At 65.4% G+C, this 17299-nt stretch carries 16 protein-coding genes and 1 other RNA gene; 7 read left to right on the forward strand and 10 right to left on the reverse strand.

Annotated elements, in window-relative coordinates:
• The first annotated feature begins 99 nt into the window (after positions 1–99).
• Entirely contained in the window at positions 100–834 is a 735-nt protein-coding gene (locus KYN89_RS10575; RefSeq protein ID WP_054522930.1) for a 7-carboxy-7-deazaguanine synthase QueE, read from the forward strand.
• A 123-nt stretch (positions 835–957) separates the two neighbouring features.
• Here the strand turns inward: KYN89_RS10575 and KYN89_RS10580 are convergent, their stop codons facing one another.
• From KYN89_RS10580 to KYN89_RS10600, 5 genes are all read right to left on the reverse strand, one after another.
• The gene (locus KYN89_RS10580; protein ID WP_222825054.1) at positions 958–2649 is read right to left on the reverse strand and encodes an ATP-binding protein; all 1692 of its coding nucleotides are present in this window, start codon (positions 2647–2649) and stop codon (positions 958–960) included.
• A 102-nt stretch (positions 2650–2751) separates the two neighbouring features.
• On the reverse strand, positions 2752–3522 hold the full coding sequence (locus tag KYN89_RS10585) for a TIGR02186 family protein (RefSeq protein WP_248285242.1): 771 nt from the start codon (positions 3520–3522) through the stop codon (positions 2752–2754).
• Positions 3523–3524: 2 nt separating this feature from the next.
• A complete protein-coding gene (locus tag KYN89_RS10590; RefSeq protein ID WP_222825055.1) occupies positions 3525–4439 on the reverse strand; it encodes a sulfite exporter TauE/SafE family protein in 915 nt (304 codons plus the stop codon).
• 64 nt (positions 4440–4503) lie between these two features.
• Entirely contained in the window at positions 4504–5673 is a 1170-nt protein-coding gene (locus tag KYN89_RS10595; protein ID WP_222825056.1) for a hypothetical protein, read from the reverse strand.
• On the reverse strand, positions 5670–7067 hold the full coding sequence (locus KYN89_RS10600; RefSeq protein WP_222825057.1) for a glycosyl transferase family protein: 1398 nt from the start codon (positions 7065–7067) through the stop codon (positions 5670–5672). The genes KYN89_RS10595 and KYN89_RS10600 overlap by 4 nt, the downstream gene beginning before the upstream one ends.
• An 89-nt stretch (positions 7068–7156) precedes the next feature.
• Here KYN89_RS10600 and nhaA point away from each other — a divergent pair, with 89 nt between their 5' ends.
• From nhaA to KYN89_RS10615, 3 genes are all read left to right on the forward strand, one after another.
• The gene (gene nhaA, locus KYN89_RS10605) at positions 7157–8386 is read left to right on the forward strand and encodes a Na+/H+ antiporter NhaA (protein WP_222825058.1); all 1230 of its coding nucleotides are present in this window, start codon (positions 7157–7159) and stop codon (positions 8384–8386) included.
• Positions 8387–8490: 104 nt separating this feature from the next.
• Positions 8491–9288, forward strand: a complete 798-nt coding sequence (locus tag KYN89_RS10610) for a metallophosphoesterase family protein (RefSeq protein WP_222825059.1) — start codon at positions 8491–8493, stop codon at positions 9286–9288.
• Positions 9289–9291: 3 nt separating this feature from the next.
• Entirely contained in the window at positions 9292–10614 is a 1323-nt protein-coding gene (locus KYN89_RS10615) for a UDP-glucose dehydrogenase family protein (protein ID WP_222825060.1), read from the forward strand.
• A 15-nt stretch (positions 10615–10629) separates the two neighbouring features.
• On the opposite strand, the gene rnpB is transcribed toward KYN89_RS10615, so the two are convergent.
• The 4 genes from rnpB to KYN89_RS15490 form a co-directional block, all read right to left on the reverse strand.
• Positions 10630–11011: RNase P RNA component class A (gene rnpB, locus KYN89_RS10620), an RNA gene on the reverse strand.
• A gap of 50 nt (positions 11012–11061) precedes the next feature.
• Positions 11062–11796 (reverse strand): N-acetylmuramoyl-L-alanine amidase, encoded by a 735-nt coding sequence (locus KYN89_RS10625; protein ID WP_429699544.1) that lies wholly within the window; start codon positions 11794–11796, stop codon positions 11062–11064.
• Positions 11793–12485, reverse strand: coding sequence for a histidine phosphotransferase family protein (locus KYN89_RS10630; RefSeq protein ID WP_222825061.1), 693 nt, complete (start codon positions 12483–12485; stop codon positions 11793–11795). Before KYN89_RS10630 ends, KYN89_RS10625 begins: the two co-directional genes overlap by 4 nt.
• Before the next feature lie 129 nt (positions 12486–12614).
• On the reverse strand, positions 12615–13373 hold the full coding sequence (locus KYN89_RS15490) for a Mov34/MPN/PAD-1 family protein (RefSeq protein ID WP_346727230.1): 759 nt from the start codon (positions 13371–13373) through the stop codon (positions 12615–12617).
• Between the two features lie 144 nt (positions 13374–13517).
• On the opposite strand from KYN89_RS15490, the gene KYN89_RS10645 reads away from it, so the two are divergent.
• Positions 13518–14468: an RluA family pseudouridine synthase gene (locus tag KYN89_RS10645; protein WP_222825062.1), complete on the forward strand. Its 951-nt coding sequence runs from the start codon at positions 13518–13520 to the stop codon at positions 14466–14468.
• Between the two features lie 134 nt (positions 14469–14602).
• Positions 14603–15508 carry an RNA polymerase sigma factor RpoH gene (rpoH, locus tag KYN89_RS10650; protein WP_222825063.1) on the forward strand — a complete coding sequence of 302 codons (906 nt, stop codon included), beginning with the start codon at positions 14603–14605 and terminating at the stop codon, positions 15506–15508.
• A gap of 65 nt (positions 15509–15573) precedes the next feature.
• Here rpoH and KYN89_RS10655 read toward each other — a convergent pair whose 3' ends face one another.
• The gene (locus tag KYN89_RS10655; RefSeq protein ID WP_222825064.1) at positions 15574–16317 is read right to left on the reverse strand and encodes an SDR family oxidoreductase; all 744 of its coding nucleotides are present in this window, start codon (positions 16315–16317) and stop codon (positions 15574–15576) included.
• Positions 16318–16454: 137 nt separating this feature from the next.
• Here KYN89_RS10655 and mtgA point away from each other — a divergent pair, with 137 nt between their 5' ends.
• Complete coding sequence (gene mtgA / locus KYN89_RS10660) at positions 16455–17126, forward strand: monofunctional biosynthetic peptidoglycan transglycosylase (protein ID WP_222825065.1); 672 nt, start codon at positions 16455–16457, stop codon at positions 17124–17126.
• The last annotated feature ends 173 nt before the right edge of the window (positions 17127–17299 follow it).

A 17299-nucleotide genomic window follows, 5' to 3' on the forward strand; every position in this document is an offset into this window, starting at 1 on the left:
TCCCTCCACCACCGGCATCCGCGCGGCATACGCCCGCAACGGGGGCAGTTTTTCAACCCCTGGACTGTGTGTCAGGTGTGTCAGGAACCCTACAACGCGATGAGCCTCGTCCTAGCCACCGACGACACCGGCGGGCCGGAGATCTTCGCCTCGGTACAGGGCGAAGGGCCCTCCGCAGGGGAGCCGACTGCTTTCGTGCGCCTGTCGCGCTGCAACCTTGCCTGCGTGTGGTGCGATACCGCCTATACCTGGCACTTTGCGGGTGATGAGCGCCCCCATCGCTCGGGCCAGACCTTCGATCGCAAGGCCAATCAGGTGACGCTGGAGGTGGAGGACGTCGCCGCGCGGATCGCGGCGCTGGGCCAGCGGCGTCTGGTGGTAACCGGGGGCGAGCCGATGTTGCAGGCCCCCGCGCTGGCGCAGCTGCTCGCGCTGCTGCCCGACGTCACGGTGGAGATAGAGACCAACGGCACCGCCTTCCCGCCGCCCAAGCTCGAAGTGTGGGTCGACCAGTTCAATATCAGCCCCAAGCTCACCCATTCGGGCAATGCCCGCGAACTGGCGATCGTGCCCGCAGTGCTGCGCCGCTACGCCAGCGACGGGCGGGCGTTCTTCAAGTTCGTGGTCGCAGAGCCTGCCGATGTCGAGGAAGTCCGCGAGGTCGTGCGGGCCAATGCCCTGCCGCGCGGCCGCGTGTTCGTGATGGCCGAAGGCACCGATGGCGCAACGCTACGCGCGCGGCAGGACTGGCTGGTGCCGCTGTGCCTCGAACACGGCTACCGCCTGTCCGACCGGCTGCATATCCATCTGTTCGGCGATACGCGGGGGACGTAGTGTGTCGATGCAGACCGCCCGCCCCGCCTCCCCACCCGGCCACCACATGATGGGTGTACCCTTGGTGGCCGGGTGGGGAGGCGGGGCGGGTGGTGACCGGTTCGCGCCAGCGAACCCCAAGAGTTACGCGTGCGATCTCCACCGACGCACGACCCGCTCGATCGCCTCTTCCTCGCCGCCGGATTCGCTCCACAGCGCGCTGAAGCTGGGGTCTTCCGAGGCGGGGCGGCGGTGCTCTTCCAGCGTGTCGAACGCGGCGCGGATGGGGATCGTCACGCCCTCGCCGCAGATGATGCACTCGCGGTTGCGCAGCGCGGGGATCGCGTCGAGGAAGCCGCGCGCGCCTTCGGGCATGGCGGCCTTGACGAAGGCCTGGTCGCGCTCGTTGTTGAGCCGCATGGAGATGATCGTGCCGCACTGCGACAGCACGCCCTCGGCGAGGTCCGACGGACGCTGCGTGATGAGGCCCAGCGCGACGCCGTATTTGCGCCCTTCCTTGGCGATCCGGCTGAGCACCTTGCCGACCGAGGAATTGTCGAAATTCTTCTCGTTCGGCACGTACCGGTGCGCCTCTTCGCACACCAGCAGGATCGGGCGGGTGCGCTCCTCGCGCGCCCACACGGCATAGTCGAACACCAGCCGGCTGAGCACCGCGACCACGGTGCTGGTGATGTCCGACGGCACGCCGGAGACGTCGATCACGCAGATCGGCTTGCCATCGGTCGGCAGGCGGAAGATGCGCGACAGGAACTCCGCCATCGTGTCGCCGACCAGCATGCCGGAAAACAGGAAGCGGTAGCGCGGATCGGACTTCACCTCGTCCAGCTTGGCCTTGATCCGCATGTAGGGCGCGGTACCCGAAGCCTTCTCGAGCTCCCCCATCTCCTTGTTGAGCGCGGCGCTGAGGTCCGAGAGCATGTAGGGCACCGGGGAATCGACGGTGATCTTGCCCAAGTCCTCCGCCATCCGGTTCTTGAGCCGCGCGGCGAGCAGGCACTTGGCAAGGATGTCCGCATCCCCCTGCCGCTCGTTCCCGCGACTGGTGAGCAGGATTTCGCAATGTTCCTCGAAGTTCATCAGCCAGTACGGCATCTTGAGGTTGCTCACATCCAGCGTCGCGCCGTTCTCCTTGAACGCGCTCGCATATTCGCCGTGCGGATCGACCATGATGACATGGCCCTGAGGCGCCGCTTCGCAGATGCGGTGGAGGATCAGCGCGGTGGCGGTCGACTTGCCCGTTCCGGTCGAGCCAAGCAGCGCAAAGTGCTTGCCCAGCAGCGTGTCGATATAGAGCCCGGCGCGGATGTCGCGTGTGGGGAACACCGTACCCACTTCGATATAGGAGCGCCCGTCGCTCGCGAAGATGTGCCGCAGGTCGCTGGTGCTGGCAGGAAAGACCATCCCGCCCGGCACCGGATAGCGCGTGATGCCGCGACGGAATCCGTGGATCCGCCCGGTCAGCTTCTCTTCCCGGCCTTCGCCGAGAAAGTCGATCTCCGCGATGATCCCGCCGGTGCCGCGCCGGTCGCGGCGCTGGCTGCGAATGGTGGCGAGCAGCCAGTTCTCGCCCGCGCGGATCTTCACCTGGCTGCCGACCTGGCCAGAGGCAATGATCGCCGGATCGGTGTCCTGCGCGCATTCGGAAAGCCGTTCTGGATCGAGCGCGACGATCGCGCCCGCGCCCGATACGTCGAGTACCACACCCATCGGCTGGAGCGCGTTGTTGGCTACCGGCGCGCGAACGGTATCGTCGTGGTCAACCGGTGCAGCACGCTCCGCGCTGCGTCCGAGATCAAGACCCCCGAGATCGGTCATCGTGAATTTCCCGCCCTTTTTGCGTGGCTCCGTCCGCTCGGAACCAGCGCCTGCGGTAACCGCGGCAGGGTTAAAAACCGGTCAAAATCATCGCGAACAGGATTACGACCTGTTGAAAAGGCGCCCCGCGAGCCAGCCCATGAACAGCGACAGCGCAATTGCGACCAGGCCGTAGAACAGCGGTTCACGGTCGGCGAAGACCTCCACGAACCGCTCGAACCCGACCTTGCGCACCGATACCTCGGCCACCGCGCTGGCGAGCACGCGCCCGTCGCGCACTGCAAAGGTTTCCGCCGTGTACTGCCCGGTCTGCACATTCGACGGCAGGCCGATCCGCGCCTGATACAGCACCCCTTCGCGCACCTGCACGCCATCCTCGATCGTGCGGTAGAGCCCCTGCCGCTCCCTCAGGTCGACCAGCCCGGCGCGAAAGCGCGCCTGTTCTTCCGGATCGATCGAGCCGGCCGGGCTAAGCTGGATGAACTCGGTCCCGAACTCGAAGATCGCCGCGGTCTTCTCATCCACGATCTGGTCGATCGGGCGGCTGGATGCGACCGCGAAATAGCTGGGGGCGGAGCGGAACGCAGTGCTTTCCGCGTTCATCCAGATGCCACCGATCTGGCGTTTCTCGCGCAGGCGGATCGACTGTGTCGGCCCCTTCAGAACCACGATGACGTCGAAGTCCTTCTCGCGGCCCGACGGGTCGATCACCGCGCCGAACAGCAGCAGCTCGGTGCCGGTAAAGCCCTGCCGCACCTGCACTTCCTTTTGCGACACTTCGGGCACCAGCACCGGGTCCGGCGAACCATTGCTCTGGCCACACAGCGCGAACAGGCAGGCGAGCGCGAACGCGAAGCGCCAGGGCGCGGCCAAGGTCACAGGTTGATCACCGAGTATACCTCGTCCGGCTGGATGCTGAGGCCGAAAAGCATCCTGAGCGCGACCAGCAGCACGATCGTCGCCAGCGCAAGACGCAGCCAGTCGGGCTTCAGCTTCAGCGCGATCCGCGTACCGAACTGCGCGCCAAGCACCGAGCCGACCAGCAGCAGCGCTGCCAGTACGAGGTCGACCGCCTTGGTCGTCAGCGCATGAGTCATGGTCGATGCCATGGTCACGAACAGGATGTTGAACAGCGAGGTGCCAACCACGACCTTCCCGCTCATCCCGAGGATATAGAGCATCGCGGGCACCAGCATGAAGCCGCCGCCCACGCCCATCAGCATGGTCAGGATGCCCACGCCGGTGCCCAGGATCAGCGGCGCGAGCGGGGAAATGTACAGGCCCGAGCGATAGAAGCGCCAGCGATAGGGCAGCGCGGCGACCAGTGGATGATGGCGACGCTTGGCCGCGCGCTTGAGGCCCTTGGACTGGCGGATGTTCAGCGCAGCCAGCGCCTCGCGCATCATCAGCGCACCGATCGAGCCGAGCATGAAGACGTAGAGAATGTTGATGACCACGTCGATCTGGCCGATCGACTGGAAGAAGCTGAACAGGGCGGCACCGATCAGCGCGCCGACAATACCGCCGACCACCAGCACGCCGCCCATGCGGTAGTCCACTCCGCCCCGGCGGTTGTGCGCGAGCACCCCGGAAACGCTGGCCCCAGTTACCTGGGTTGCGGCGGATGCGGCGGCGACGGTGGGCGGTATGCCGTAGAAAATCAGCAGCGGCGTGGTGAGGAACCCGCCGCCGACCCCGAACAGGCCCGACAGGATCCCCGTCAGCGCGCCGAGCGCGACGATGACCAGCCCGTTGACCGAGAGATTCGCGATGGGAAGATAGACATCCATTTTCGGGGTCGAGCCGTAGTCCTTTCGCCCCTGCGAATAAAGCGTTCCTCGGCTTAATTCGGCACTAAAAGGATGCCGCCAGCGTCACCGCCAGTCCATCGCCCGGCACCGCGTCGCCCGCGACCCTCAACCGGTAGTCGACCGAGCCGCGCAGGGTCGTCCTCCCCGTGGTCAGGGTTGCGCTCGCCGTCGGGCCGAGATCGAGCCGGGTGGCACCGCGCTGCGCCCCGCCCCATGCGCCGCCGCCGATCGCCACCTGCCCCCTCTCGCTCCGAATCACGGGGGCTTCCACGATCGCCTTGCCGTCGACGAAGCCGGTGGCGTAGTCGCCGCCGACATAGCCCGCCTGAAGATATCCTTCTGCCTCGATCATCGGGCCGACCTTACGGCGCGGCAGTCCGGTGACGACAAAGGCGGCAGGGCGCACCTCGGTGCCGCCGGGGCGATCGGTCACGCGCAGTTCGCCATGCAGGCGCAGCGGGAAGCTGCGTGCCAGGCCTATGCTGGCACCAGCTGCCGCCTCGCTCTCGCCGCGGGGCACCAGCGCCTTGCTCGCGCGGGCATAGGCTTGGGGCTGCAGCGCAGAGCTCGGGGCAAGAGAGTAGCGCACCACCGCGCCGATCTGGTTGCTGCCGTAGCTTGCCGGATCGACACTCGCCAGCAGGGGGCCGGAGCCACCCTGGCGGACCAGAAGCCACGCATCGGCAGCCCAGCGGTCTGCCCGCGAAGGCCCTGATCGAGGCTGCGATAACGGAGAAACGATGTCCCAGCGCTGGGCGTCTCGGTCCTCCGGCGCGGCCCCGGGCAGGCGATCATAGGTCGGCGCGAAGGCGAAGGCGGCGGCGTAGAGCAACTGGTGACTGGCAGAGAGGTTCGATCGCGCGAGTTGCCCTGCGGCGCGATCCGGCAGCACAGCGCGCGATCCACCGATCACGCCGTCCCGCCCTGCTACCCCGGGAAGGACCGCGCCCCGCTGCACTGCGACCAGATCCTTGTGCAATTGCTGCAAGGCATCGGCCTCGACACCACCGAAGCTGCCCGACCGCCCGCTATCCGCAATCGGGAAGCGGCGCGTCTTCACGCCCGCATCCGTCTGGACATTGGCGAACAACCCGCCGGGCGGTGGCAAAGCGAAGGGCAGCTCCCAGAATGAGGCGCGAACGCCGATCCACGCCGCGAGGATGGCGAACATCGCCATCAGCGGGCGCCCTCCCCTGCGGCCCGACCCGATCATGCCAGCATCTCCTGCGAGACCGCAGGATGTTCGCGATGCTCGGTCTTGTCCCACCGGAGGGTCCCGCCCAGCAGGCTGAACACATATTGAGCGACCGCGCGGCGCGCGGCCATGATGGCGATGATGTTGCTCAAGGGGATGCGAAAAACCGCGCGCACGCCTTCGCTCGGCCCGTACTCGCGCGCGGTGAACAGCGCGCGGCACGCCGCCCGCCAGCCAAGGCTTGCCGCGTTCGCGATCAGCAGCGCCTTGGTTGCGGGGGTCACAACCGGCGCGCGCGCCAACCCCAGCTGGTGGGCGATTGCCAACCCACCAGTCAGGAAGACGAGCAGATAGGCGACGAACAGCACCAGCGCCGAGAGCGGCCCACGACGGTCGCGCACACGCATCCAGCCGTCGAGCGGCCGCCCACTCCAGCCCATCCGATCCCACCCCTGAAGCGCGATGCCGCACACCCAGCGGGTCTTCTGCCGGACTGCGGTCTCCAGCGTGCGGGGAAAGAAGGCACGCGTGGCGATCAGCCGCCCGTCATCTCCCCGCACCCGAACAAACTTGGTCGCGCCGCCGGCTTCCGCGACCTTGAGCCCCAATTCGTAATCCTCGGTCAGGCTACTAGCGTCGAACGGTCCGCTGCCACCAGCCTGAAGGTCGAGCAGGGCAAGCCGCTCGCGCGAGACCGCACAGCCCACGCCTGCCGAGGGAAAGCCTGCGCGCAGCCAGTCGCGCACCACCATCGCCTTGGCATGCGCCTCGGCAAACTCGTCGATGTAGTGGCCCGATACCCAGCGCGACCGGCGCTGGCGCATCGGCAACACGGGCAATTGCAGCAGTTCGGCTTTTGCCAGCCCCGCATCGAGTAGCGGCAGGGCGGCAGGGTCGACCATGTCTTCCGCATCATGGATCACCACCATCCGGAAGCGCAGCCCTTCGCGCCGCTCGTCCCCCTCTATCGCGCGATAGAGCCTGTTCATGCAGTCCGCCTTGGTCGTCGGGCCGCATGCCGAATGGACCACGATGCGCACCCGAGACTGGCCCCGCGCGGCCCGCGTTGCTGCCGCGATGGTCGCCGGGTCGTTGGCATAGCAGCCGACGTAAAGGCGCAGCTGAGCCTGCGGCCATGCATCCAGCAGGTGCCGCATCGTCGCGCCGATCACATCGTCCTCGTGCCACGCAGGGATGATCACTGCGGCAGGCCCCGCAATCGCGCGCCCTTCGACAGTGGATCGATCGATCCGAGGCGTACGAATACGCCCGCGCGCGCGTCCGACCATGTAGAGCGCGTCGATCGCGAGCTCGTCGAGCGTGCCGAGAAGAAAGAAAAGGCTCGCGAACAGAAGCAGTTCGTGCTGGAGCAGGACGAGCCAGTCGACTGGCGATAGTTCCGCCGCTAGCATGCTGCCCGGTCCCCCCTTGCCCTCAGGTAGCAACCTATCGAAGCGTTCGGGGCCTTGCAACGCGCGAAAGATTGAGAAAAAGGGGCCCCATGCTCGAACCGATCCGCAAACCGATCCGCCGTGCCATCGCTCCGGTGCGCGCCCTCTTCGTCAGCGATGCCTCGGCGGGCGTGCTGCTAATCCTGGTCGCTGCGGCCGCGCTAGTAGTGGCGAACTCGCCCCTGGCAGAGGATTACCATAACCTGCTCTACACCTATTGGTGGCCCAAAGAGGTCTTCTACCTCAACGACTTGCACCTTTGGATCAATGATGGCCTGATGGTCATCTTCTTCTTCGTCGTCGGGCTTGAGGTTAAGCGAGAGCTCATCGCGGGTGAGCTCTCCAGTGCGGACAAGCGGACCTTGCCGATCATCTCTGCAGGCGCGGGGATGGCGGTGCCGGCACTTATTTTCGTTACCATCGCGGGCAGCAATCCGGAGCTGATCCGCGGCTGGGCGATCCCGGCGGCAACCGACATTGCTTTCGCGATGGGTGTTCTCGGCCTGCTCGGCAGCCGCGTCCCCGCCTCGCTGCGCCTGTTCCTGCTAACCGTCGCGATCGTCGACGATATCGGCGCGGTGCTGGTCATCGCGGTGTTCTATACCGCCCATCTGGACGTCATGTGGCTGGCGATCTCGTTCGTCGTGTTCGGCGCGATGGTCGGCATGAACCGCTTCGGAGTGAAGAGCTTCTGGCCCTTCCTGCTCGGTGCGATCGCGCTGTGGCTGGCAGTCCTTTTCTCCGGCGTGCATGCGACCATCGCGGGCGTGCTGGCCGCGCTGACCATTCCGATGCGCGATGCCAACGGACATTCGATGCTGGAGAAGGCAGAGCATGCGCTCGCACCGTGGAGCGCCTATCTCGTGGTGCCCATCTTCGGTTTCGCCAATGCCGGGGTCCACATCCTCGACATGACGGTCGAACAGATTTTCGCCCCCCTCCCGCTTGCGATCGCGACCGGCCTGTTCCTCGGCAAGCAGCTGGGCATTTTCACGATCGTGTTCCTGTCGGTGAAGCTGGGCATCGCGAAGAAGCCCGAAAACGCCAACTGGATGGAAATCTGGGGGGTCACGATCCTGACCGGGATCGGCTTCACCATGTCGCTGTTCATCAGCGGGCTGGCCTTCGGCAACTCGCAGCTGCTGGTCGATGAGGCGAAGATCGGCATCCTGCTAGGTTCGATCATCTCGGCCGTCATCGGCTATGTCGCCCTGCGCGTAACCACCCAGCACCCCGAAGAAACGGAGCATCTGGAGGAGGCGCGTCAGGCAAAGCCCTGACGGGCAGCGCTTGCGGTCACACCGGCGAGGGCCTATCTCGCGGCCCATCCGGGCACGGCACAAGGCGCGCGCTCGCGATCGCGTTCACCATTACCGATAAAGCGATGCTAAACCCCCTTCGTACCCTCTTTCGCAAAGCGCCAGCGGCCCCCAGCGCCTCTACGCCTCCGGGCGAGCGCTTCTACGCGATCGGCGACATCCACGGGTGCGATCGGCTGTTCGAAGCGCTGATCGAAGCGATCGAGGCGGACGATGCCCAGGCACCCGAGGCGAAGACCACGGTGGTTCTGCTGGGCGATCTGGTCGACCGGGGGCCCGGCAGCGCGCAGGTGATCGACACCGCTCGTGCCTGGGGCAAGCGGCGCAAGGTCCGCTATCTGGCCGGCAATCACGAGGAAATGTTTCTCGAAAGCTTCGAGGATCGCGAGGTGCTCAAGCACTTCCTCAAGCATGGCGGGCGCGAGACGATCCTGAGCTACGGGATCTCCAAAGCCGAGTACAACGATCTGGAAGTGGATCAGCTGCGCAAGCGGCTCCACACGCTCGTGCCGAAGAAACATCGCGATTTTCTGGCCAGCTTCGAAGAGATCATCGTCGCCGGCGATTACGCCTTCGTCCACGCAGGGGTTAATCCGAAACAGGCGCTGGACGAGCAGAAGCGCAAGGATCTGCTGTGGATTCGCGAACGCTTTCTCGCGCACGGCGAACCGTTCGAAAAAGTCATCGTCCACGGACATACGATCTTCGAGGATGTCGAACAGCGGCCCAACCGCATCGGCATCGACACCGGTGCTTTCCGCTACGGGCGCCTGACCGCGCTTGTGCTCGACGGTGAAACGCGCCGCTATATTCAGGCAGTCGATCGCGACGGAGATATCGCGATCGAACAATGGGATGATTAAGCCATGAAAATCGCAATGGTTGGCTCGGGCTATGTTGGCCTGGTCTCGGGTGCCTGCTTTGCCGATTTCGGCCATGACGTGGTCTGCATCGACAAGGACGAGGACAAGATCCAGCGCCTACGCGAGGGCGTCATGCCGATCTACGAGCCGGGCCTGGACGATCTGGTCGACAAGAATGCGAAGGCGGGCCGCCTGTCCTTCACCACCGATCTGGCCGAGGGCATTGCCGGTGCCGGCGCGATCTTCATCGCGGTCGGCACACCCAGCCGCCGGGGCGATGGCCATGCAGACCTCTCCTTCGTCTACGCCGTCGCGCGCGAGATCGGCGAATCGCTGACCAACGACGCGGTCGTGGTGACCAAGTCGACCGTGCCCGTGGGCACCGGCGACGAGGTCGAGAGGATCCTCTCGCAAAGCCCCGCCGTGACCGAGCGCGGGCTGAAGGTGGCGGTGGTCTCCAACCCCGAATTCCTGCGCGAAGGTGCCGCAATCGGCGATTTCAAGCGGCCCGACCGGATCGTGATCGGGGCCGAGGACGATTTCGGGCGCGAGGTGATGCACGAAGTCTATCGTCCGCTGTTCCTCAACGAATCGCCGATCCTGTTCGTCGGGCGGCGCACCAGCGAGCTGATCAAGTACGCCGCCAACGCCTTCCTCGCGACCAAGATCACCTTCATCAACGAGATCTCCGACCTGTGCGAGAAGGTCGGCGCGAACGTGCAGGACGTTGCCCGCGGAATCGGGATGGACAACCGGATCGGCTCCAAGTTCCTTCACGCCGGGCCCGGCTATGGGGGCTCGTGCTTCCCCAAGGATACGCTCGCGCTGCTCAAGACCGCCGAGGACTACGAGAGCCCTGTGCGGATCGTCGAGGCGGTGGTGAAGGTCAACGACACCCGCAAACGCGCGATGGGCCGCAAGGTGATCGACGCACTCGGAGGTCTCGATGCGGCACGAGGCAAGCGGGTCGCGATGCTGGGCCTGACCTTCAAGCCCAATACCGACGACATGCGCGATTCCCCCGCGATCGGCGTCGCCCAGGCGCTGGTCGATGCCGGGGTTTCCGTCGCGGCCTACGACCCGGAAGGGATGGAGCAGGCCCGTCCGCTGATGCCCGAGGTCGAGATGAAGGACGATCCCTACGCCGCGATCGAGGGTGCCGATGCGGTCGTCATCGTGACCGAGTGGAACGTGTTCCGCGCGCTCGACCTCAACCGGGTCAAGCAGCTGGCCAAGGCGCCCATGCTGGTCGACCTGCGCAACATCTACAAGCCTTCCGACATGCGCGAGGCGGGGTTCGAGTACACCAGCGTCGGACGCGAATAGCGCGCCGGAGCAGGCGGTGCCAGGAGGCCTGTAAGCCGGGTTCTGTACCCGTCTTGCGACGGGTGGCAGCCATTCATCTAGACCGCCTGTTGCCAGACGGTTCGAGCAGCCAACCCGGACCCTCAAGAGCGAAGCGCTCCTGCCACGAATGGCGCGGGGTCCCTATTCGGCCTTGCTCCGGGTGGGGTTTGCCATGACGGGTCCTGTTACCAGGCCCCCGGTGCGCTCTTACCGCACCCTTTCACCCTTGCCCGCTCCTGTGCAGGAACGTCGGCGGTTTGCTCTCTGTGGCACTTTCCCTGTGGTCGCCCACGGCGGGCATTACCCGCCACCCTTACTTCGTGGAGCCCGGACTTTCCTCGCGTATTTGCATACCCGCGGCTGCCCGGCCTCCTGGCGCGGCCGATATAGCGCTCAAATCGCGAATAGATAGACCACAGCGCCTGACTAGCGCGCCAGCCCCCGGTCGCGGTCGAGCAGCAGCTGGAACAGGATCGCGCGGATTTCCCCGTCGATCTCGCCATTGATGAGCTCGGGCCGCCAGCGCCGCTGGAACGCCTCGACCACCTTGCGCCCGTCGCTGATGTCATAGCCGAACCGCTCCAGCGCGAGGTAGAACGCCCCGTCATTGTCGAACGGATCGCCCAGCTCCAGCTTCGTCGGGCGCGGCAGGCACAGGCCCAGCTTCGCAATCCGCGCCCACGGGAACAGCTCGCCGGGGTCGGTCTTGCGCTGCGGAGCAACGTCCGAATGGCCGACCACATTGGCGCGCGGGATGTCGTAACGCTCCACGATCCCCGCCAGCAGGGGCACCAGCGCGGCGATCTGCGCATCGGCGAATTCGCGGTAGCCATAGGCATGGCCCGGATGGTCGAGCTCGATCCCGACGCTGACCGCGTTCACATCGGTCTCGCCCCGCCAGTATGAGACGCCCGCGTGCCACGCGCGCTTATCCTCGGGCACCAGGCGGGTCACCTCACCCGCTTCGCTGATGATGTAATGCGCGGAAACCTTGGCTTCCGGGTCGGTCAGCCGCTCGATCGCGGCGTCCGCACCTGCCATCTCGGTATAGTGGAGCACGACCATCGAGACGGGCGCCGTACGCTCGTCGTAATTGGGGGACAGCCGCTCTGCGTGGACCAGTTCGTCCATCCCGCCGCCGTCGTGCTCCGCCCCGCTCATCCCGCATACTCTGGAGGGTTGAGCCCGGTATCGGATCCCATATTGGGCAGCGTCGCGCCCATCAGCAGCGTGCCCGCATCCGCATGGGTCTGGATCAGACCGCCCTGCCTGTCCGCCAGTATCGCCAGCAGATGCGCGGGCGCGGTGCGGCCGGTCAGCTCGGCGGGGTCCATCCGGCCGCCCAGCGCCTCCCCGATCAGCGGATCGAAGGCGATCTTGGCGCCCGCTGCGCGGACAACGATCTCGGTCGCGTCGTCGCGGACCTCGATCCCCACATCCAGCGTGCCGCCGCGCACCAGCGCATCCAGCCCGATATTAGCAAGGTTGAGCATCACCTTGGCGGCGGATTTCGACACGCTCGCCGCCTCGATCGCCCAGTTGAGCTCGACCCGCTTGGCATCGGCGGCCAGCGTCTCGATCACCGCCTTGGGTTCATCGATCGACACCCGTTCGCCGAACCCGCCGGCCGCCCCGAAGGCGAGGCGGAAGAATTTGAGCTTGGCCGCGCTGGTCCGCGCGCTCTGCTCCAGCAGCTCGAAACAGCGCTGGCGCATCTGCGGGTCTTTCTCGTCCGCGAGCAGCTCCAGCCCGTTGGTCAGCGCGCCTACGGGGCTGAGCATGTCGTGGCACAGGCGCGAACACAGCTGGCTGGCGAGCAGCAGCGAATCGGTTTCGTCGATACCGCTCATGCGAGGCCTCCCGCATGCATGGCCCTGACACACCTGACACACAGTCCAGGGAGAGAAAAACTGCCCGGCTTCACGGGTGAAAAGGGCGGCGTCGGATCGGTGGGTGCGCGATTGGTCATCGCCGCCTGCCTAGCGCGGTGCGACTGCGTAGGAAAGCGCCACGAATCCCTCTTCCCCATCCCTGAAAAAGCGGACTTCGCGGCCTGCGACGATCGCCCAGACCCGCCCGTCATGCGCGGCGCTGGCGCGGTCGGTGGCGGACGGGGTCGGATCGCCGGTAGGGTGCGAGTGGTAATAGCCAATCACCTGCGGCCCTCCGCCCCGCGCAGCCCTGTGCGCGGCGATCAACGCATGCGGATCGATCTCGAAATGGCGAGATGGATCGGGGTGGACATTGGTGGTGGGCTGCACGTGCGTGATCGTAGAGCCTTCGCCTAGCAACAGCCCGCAGCATTCGCTGGGGTGGGCACGCGCGGCGCGGGAGACGATAGCGTCGAGAGCTTCGTCGTTTATCGAGATAGTCGCTCGCCCATCGATATATTCGTTGGGTGCTGTGCCTTCACTTGCCAGCCCTACCCGTTCGTCCTGAGCCTGTCGAAGGGCGAATGGAGAGCGCGATTTCGCCAATCGCGAAACTTCATCCCACCGGCCAGCAATCAGCGCTTCTTTCTTCGCTCTCGACCACCCCTTGACTCGGCGCTCAGAAGCCAGTGCTTCCTCGCGCGTCACGAATTCCTGCGACCACAAATGCTCGACCGGCAAGCGTCTTTTCGTCCATTGCGAACCTTGGCCCGCCTTATGCTCGGCCATCCTGATCTCAAGGTTATCGGTATGCCCGGTATAGTAAGACCCGTCCGCACATCGCAGGATGTAAACGAAGAAACGCATTCCGCGAGTGTAGTGCCAGTTCGCCCTTCGACAAGCTCAGGACGAACGGTCGGGGAGGGGCATGCCGCTGCCCGTTCGTGGTGAGCCTGTCGAACCGCGGACGCCGCGCTATGTTCGCCCTTCGACAAGTCCGGTGCGAACGGTATGGGGGCAACCATGAGTGAAACCCTCACCGGCACCATCCCCGCCCCCGCCCGCCTCGACAAGGCGCTGGCCGATGCCACCGATCTTTCGCGGGAGCGGATCAAGGGGCTGATCGCGGATGGGCAGGTGAGCGTGGGCGGCAGGGTCGCCACTTCGCCTTCCGCCAAGGTTGCAGCGGGAACGCCCTTCACCATCGCCCTGCCCGCCCCCACCCCGCTGGAGGCGGAGCCGCAGGATATTCCGCTGGTCGTAGCCTACGAGGACGAACATCTGATTGTGGTCGACAAGCCTGCGGGGATGGTGGTCCACCCGGCGGCGGGCAATCGCGACGGTACGCTGGTCAATGCGCTGCTGCACCATTGCCGGGCTCAGCTTTCGGGCATCAACGGGGTCGAGCGGCCCGGGATCGTCCACCGGATCGACAAGGATACCTCCGGCCTGCTGGTGGTCGCCAAGACCGACGCCGCGCACGAGGGGCTGACGCGGCAGTTCGCCGATCACAGCATTTCGCGCCGCTATGTCGCGGTGTGCGCAGGCCAGCCACGGCCCCCCGAAGGGACGATCGACGCACGCCTCGGCCGGTCGGACCGCGATCGCAAGAAAATGGCCGTGCTCGACCCCCAATCGACCCGCGGGAAGCACGCGGTGACGCATTATCGCACAACCAAAACTTTCGGTGTCGCAAGCATTCTTGAATGCCGGCTGGAGACCGGGCGCACCCACCAGGTGCGCGTTCACTGTGCGTCAATCGGTCATCCGCTATTGGGGGACCCGCAATATGGACGCGATCCCAAGGCCTTGCGGCCAATCCTCGAGAAATTGGGCTTCCGCCGGCAGGCGCTCCACGCCGCCAGCGTCGGCTTCATCCATCCCGCGACCGGCGAACGGCTCGAATTTCAGGCCGACTTGCCCCGGGACATAGGGGAACTGATCGACGAAATCGCTCGTTGAAATCGATGAACACAACTCGAAAAATTCCGGGAAGTGGCCTATATGAAGACGTGTGGCCCAAGCATCCCGAATGCCCAGCAGGGGTTCGGGGCCCAAACGGGGGGATGGGCTGACACAGAAAGGTTAGGGACGAAGTGAGTAAAAGCAAGGCAGTAGCCATTCCGGCCCTCGGCGGCGAGCAAAGCCTCAACCGCTATTTGTCGGAAATCAAGAAATTCCCCGTGCTGACGGCAGAGCAAGAATACATGCTCGCCAAGCGGTACGAAGAGCACGAAGACCCCGAGGCTGCGGCCCAGCTGGTCTCGAGCCATCTGCGGCTCGTCGCGAAGATCGCGATGGGGTACCGCGGCTATGGGCTGCCCGTGTCCGACCTGATTTCCGAAGGGAACGTCGGCCTGATGCAGGGCGTCAAGAAGTTCGAGCCCGATCGCGGTTTCCGCCTCGCGACCTATGCGATGTGGTGGATCAAGGCGAGCATCCAGGAATATATCCTGCGCTCGTGGAGCCTGGTGAAGATGGGCACCACCGCCGCGCAGAAGAAGCTGTTCTTCAACCTGCGGCGGATGAAGCGCAATCTCGACGCCTACGAGGACACCGACCTCCATCCGGATGACGTGACCAAGATCGCAACCGACCTCGGCGTGCCCGAGCAGGAAGTGATCAACATGAACCGCCGGATGCTGATGGGCGGCGACAGCTCGCTCAACGTGTCGATGCGCGGGGACGAGGAAAACGCCAGCCAGTGGCAGGACTGGCTGACCGACGATCGCCCGCTGCAGGACGAAACCACCGCCGACACGCAGGAGGCGCAGGTGCGCCACGCCATGCTGCTGGAAGCTATGGAGTCGCTCAACGATCGCGAGAAGCACATCCTGACCGAACGCCGACTGACCGAAGACCCGCAGACGCTCGAAGAGCTGAGCAAGGTCTACGACGTGTCGCGCGAACGCATCCGCCAGATCGAGGTGCGCGCGTTCGAGAAGCTGCAGAAGGCGATGCAGCGCATCGCGAGCGAGAAGCTGATGCCCGTCGCGGCCTGACGCTCTCGCATCGCTGAACCCGAAAAGACGCCGCCCCGCCATCGTGCAGGGCGGCGTTTTTCGTGTCAGCGGTTGGCGAGCATTTCCATGAACTCGCCGACCTTGCCGTCCTTCTCCGCATTACGGAACGGGCGGACGAACTCGACGCACACTTCCTCAGGCGTCGGCTGCTGCTGGAACAGCGTCATCACCTCTTCGATATAGGCGTCGAGCGGCATGTACCCCTCACGCTCCGACTGCCCCGGAGTCAGCTCGGTCTGCACGCCCGGCGGGACCAGCTCGATCACCTCGATGCTGCCCTTGAGCTGCTGGCGCAGCGACAGCGTGTAGCTGTGCAGCGCCGCCTTGGTCGCGGAATAGGTCGCGGCCTTGGGCTGCGGCACGAAGGCGAGGCCCGAGGTGACGTTGACGATGACCGGGTTGTCGCGGGTCTTGAGATGGTCGACCAGCGCATCGGTCAACCGGATCGGACCGAGCAGGTTGATCGTCACTTCCGCAGTGGCATCGCCGAGATCGCGCGAGGCGGTGATGTCCTCGTACTTCATGATCCCGGCATTGTTGAACACCGCGTTGAGCTCGGGGAAGCGTTCGACCACTTCCTTCGCAAAGCGCTCCACCTCGCCCGGCTGCGCCACGTCGAGCGTCATCGCGTGGATGTTGTCGTAGCCCTGTGCGGTCTCCTCCCGGGCATCGCGCGTGCGCCCGGCGACGATCACCGTGTTGCCCAGATCGTGCCAGCGGCGGGCAAGCTCGCGCCCGATGCCACTGCCGCCGCCGGTGATGAGGATGGTGTTGCCCGATAGTTTCATAGCACGCTCGCCTTTCATGGATTGCTGACCTGCCATGTAGGTCGCGCGCGCCGCCGCGGGAGGGGTCGATGCGGATTTGCCGGCCGCGCGAACGCGGGTGATTGTCGCCTCGCGGCGCAGCCTCTAGATAGCCGGTCGTGTTTTTCCGTGCCTTCCAGATCCTGACCGCGCTGATCGCGACCTTCATCGGGCTGAGCCTGTTCCTGACGCTCGCCTTCCGTTTCGTGCCCGTGCCCGTCACCTGGACGATGATCATGGACGAAAACGGCTACACCAAGGACTGGCGCAGCCTCGACGATATCGACCGCAGCCTGGTACGCGCGGTGATCGCGTCGGAGGACCAGAATTTCTGCGAGCACAACGGGTTCGACTACGCCGCGCTGCAGGCCGCGATGGAGAACAACATGAAGGGCGGCAAGCTGCGCGGCGGCTCCACGATCAGCCAGCAGACCGCCAAGAACGTGTTCCTTTGGCAGGGCGGCGGTTTCTTCCGCAAGGGGCTGGAGGCGTGGTTCACCGTGCTGATCGAGCGGCTGTGGACCAAGCGGCGGATCATGGAGGTGTACCTCAACGTCGCCGAGACGGGCATCGGCACCTATGGCGCGCAAGCCGGATCGCTCCGCTATTTCGGCCACGGTGCCGACCGGCTGAGCAATAGCGAGGCGGCGCGTATGGCGGTCGCCCTGCCCAGCCCTAAGAAGCGCGAGGTCAAGAACCCGCAAGGCTGGCTGCGCCGCCACGGCGACCGGACCGCGCGCGCGATCGGCACCATGGCGCGCGAAGGGCTGGACTCGTGTGTCTATCAATAGCGGCCCGCGAATAGCTGGCACTTTCAGCGACTTGGGCGCTTTCGGCGTCCCTGCGGGTTCTTCGATCTTGTCGAATGATATTCCATATCTAGCTGATTTTGCGAGATTTTTCTTGCTTGAAGGCGAAAGCTCCGCCTAGTCCGCCCTTGGCAGACAGGGGCCGGCAGAAGGGC

It is taken from the genome of Alteriqipengyuania abyssalis, assembly GCF_019857185.1.
GTDB classification, from domain to species: Bacteria; Pseudomonadota; Alphaproteobacteria; order Sphingomonadales; family Sphingomonadaceae; genus Alteriqipengyuania; species Alteriqipengyuania abyssalis.

Coding starts and splice junctions, on each gene's coding strand:
- KYN89_RS10600 (WP_222825057.1), bottom strand. CDS start 7,067: ATGCTAGCGGCGGAACTATCGCCAGTCGACTGGCTCGTCCTGCTCCAG.
- KYN89_RS10580 (WP_222825054.1), bottom strand. CDS start 2,649: ATGACCGATCTCGGGGGTCTTGATCTCGGACGCAGCGCGGAGCGTGCT.
- KYN89_RS10655 (WP_222825064.1), bottom strand. CDS start 16,317: ATGAAACTATCGGGCAACACCATCCTCATCACCGGCGGCGGCAGTGGC.
- KYN89_RS10590 (WP_222825055.1), bottom strand. CDS start 4,439: ATGGATGTCTATCTTCCCATCGCGAATCTCTCGGTCAACGGGCTGGTC.
- KYN89_RS15490 (WP_346727230.1), bottom strand. CDS start 13,373: ATGCGTTTCTTCGTTTACATCCTGCGATGTGCGGACGGGTCTTACTAT.
- KYN89_RS10610 (WP_222825059.1), top strand. CDS start 8,491: ATGCTAAACCCCCTTCGTACCCTCTTTCGCAAAGCGCCAGCGGCCCCC.
- KYN89_RS10615 (WP_222825060.1), top strand. CDS start 9,292: ATGAAAATCGCAATGGTTGGCTCGGGCTATGTTGGCCTGGTCTCGGGT.
- KYN89_RS10630 (WP_222825061.1), bottom strand. CDS start 12,485: ATGAGCGGTATCGACGAAACCGATTCGCTGCTGCTCGCCAGCCAGCTG.
- KYN89_RS10575 (WP_054522930.1), top strand. CDS start 100: ATGAGCCTCGTCCTAGCCACCGACGACACCGGCGGGCCGGAGATCTTC.
- KYN89_RS10625 (WP_429699544.1), bottom strand. CDS start 11,796: ATGAGCGGGGCGGAGCACGACGGCGGCGGGATGGACGAACTGGTCCAC.
- nhaA (WP_222825058.1), top strand. CDS start 7,157: ATGCTCGAACCGATCCGCAAACCGATCCGCCGTGCCATCGCTCCGGTG.
- KYN89_RS10595 (WP_222825056.1), bottom strand. CDS start 5,673: ATGATCGGGTCGGGCCGCAGGGGAGGGCGCCCGCTGATGGCGATGTTC.
- KYN89_RS10645 (WP_222825062.1), top strand. CDS start 13,518: ATGGGGGCAACCATGAGTGAAACCCTCACCGGCACCATCCCCGCCCCC.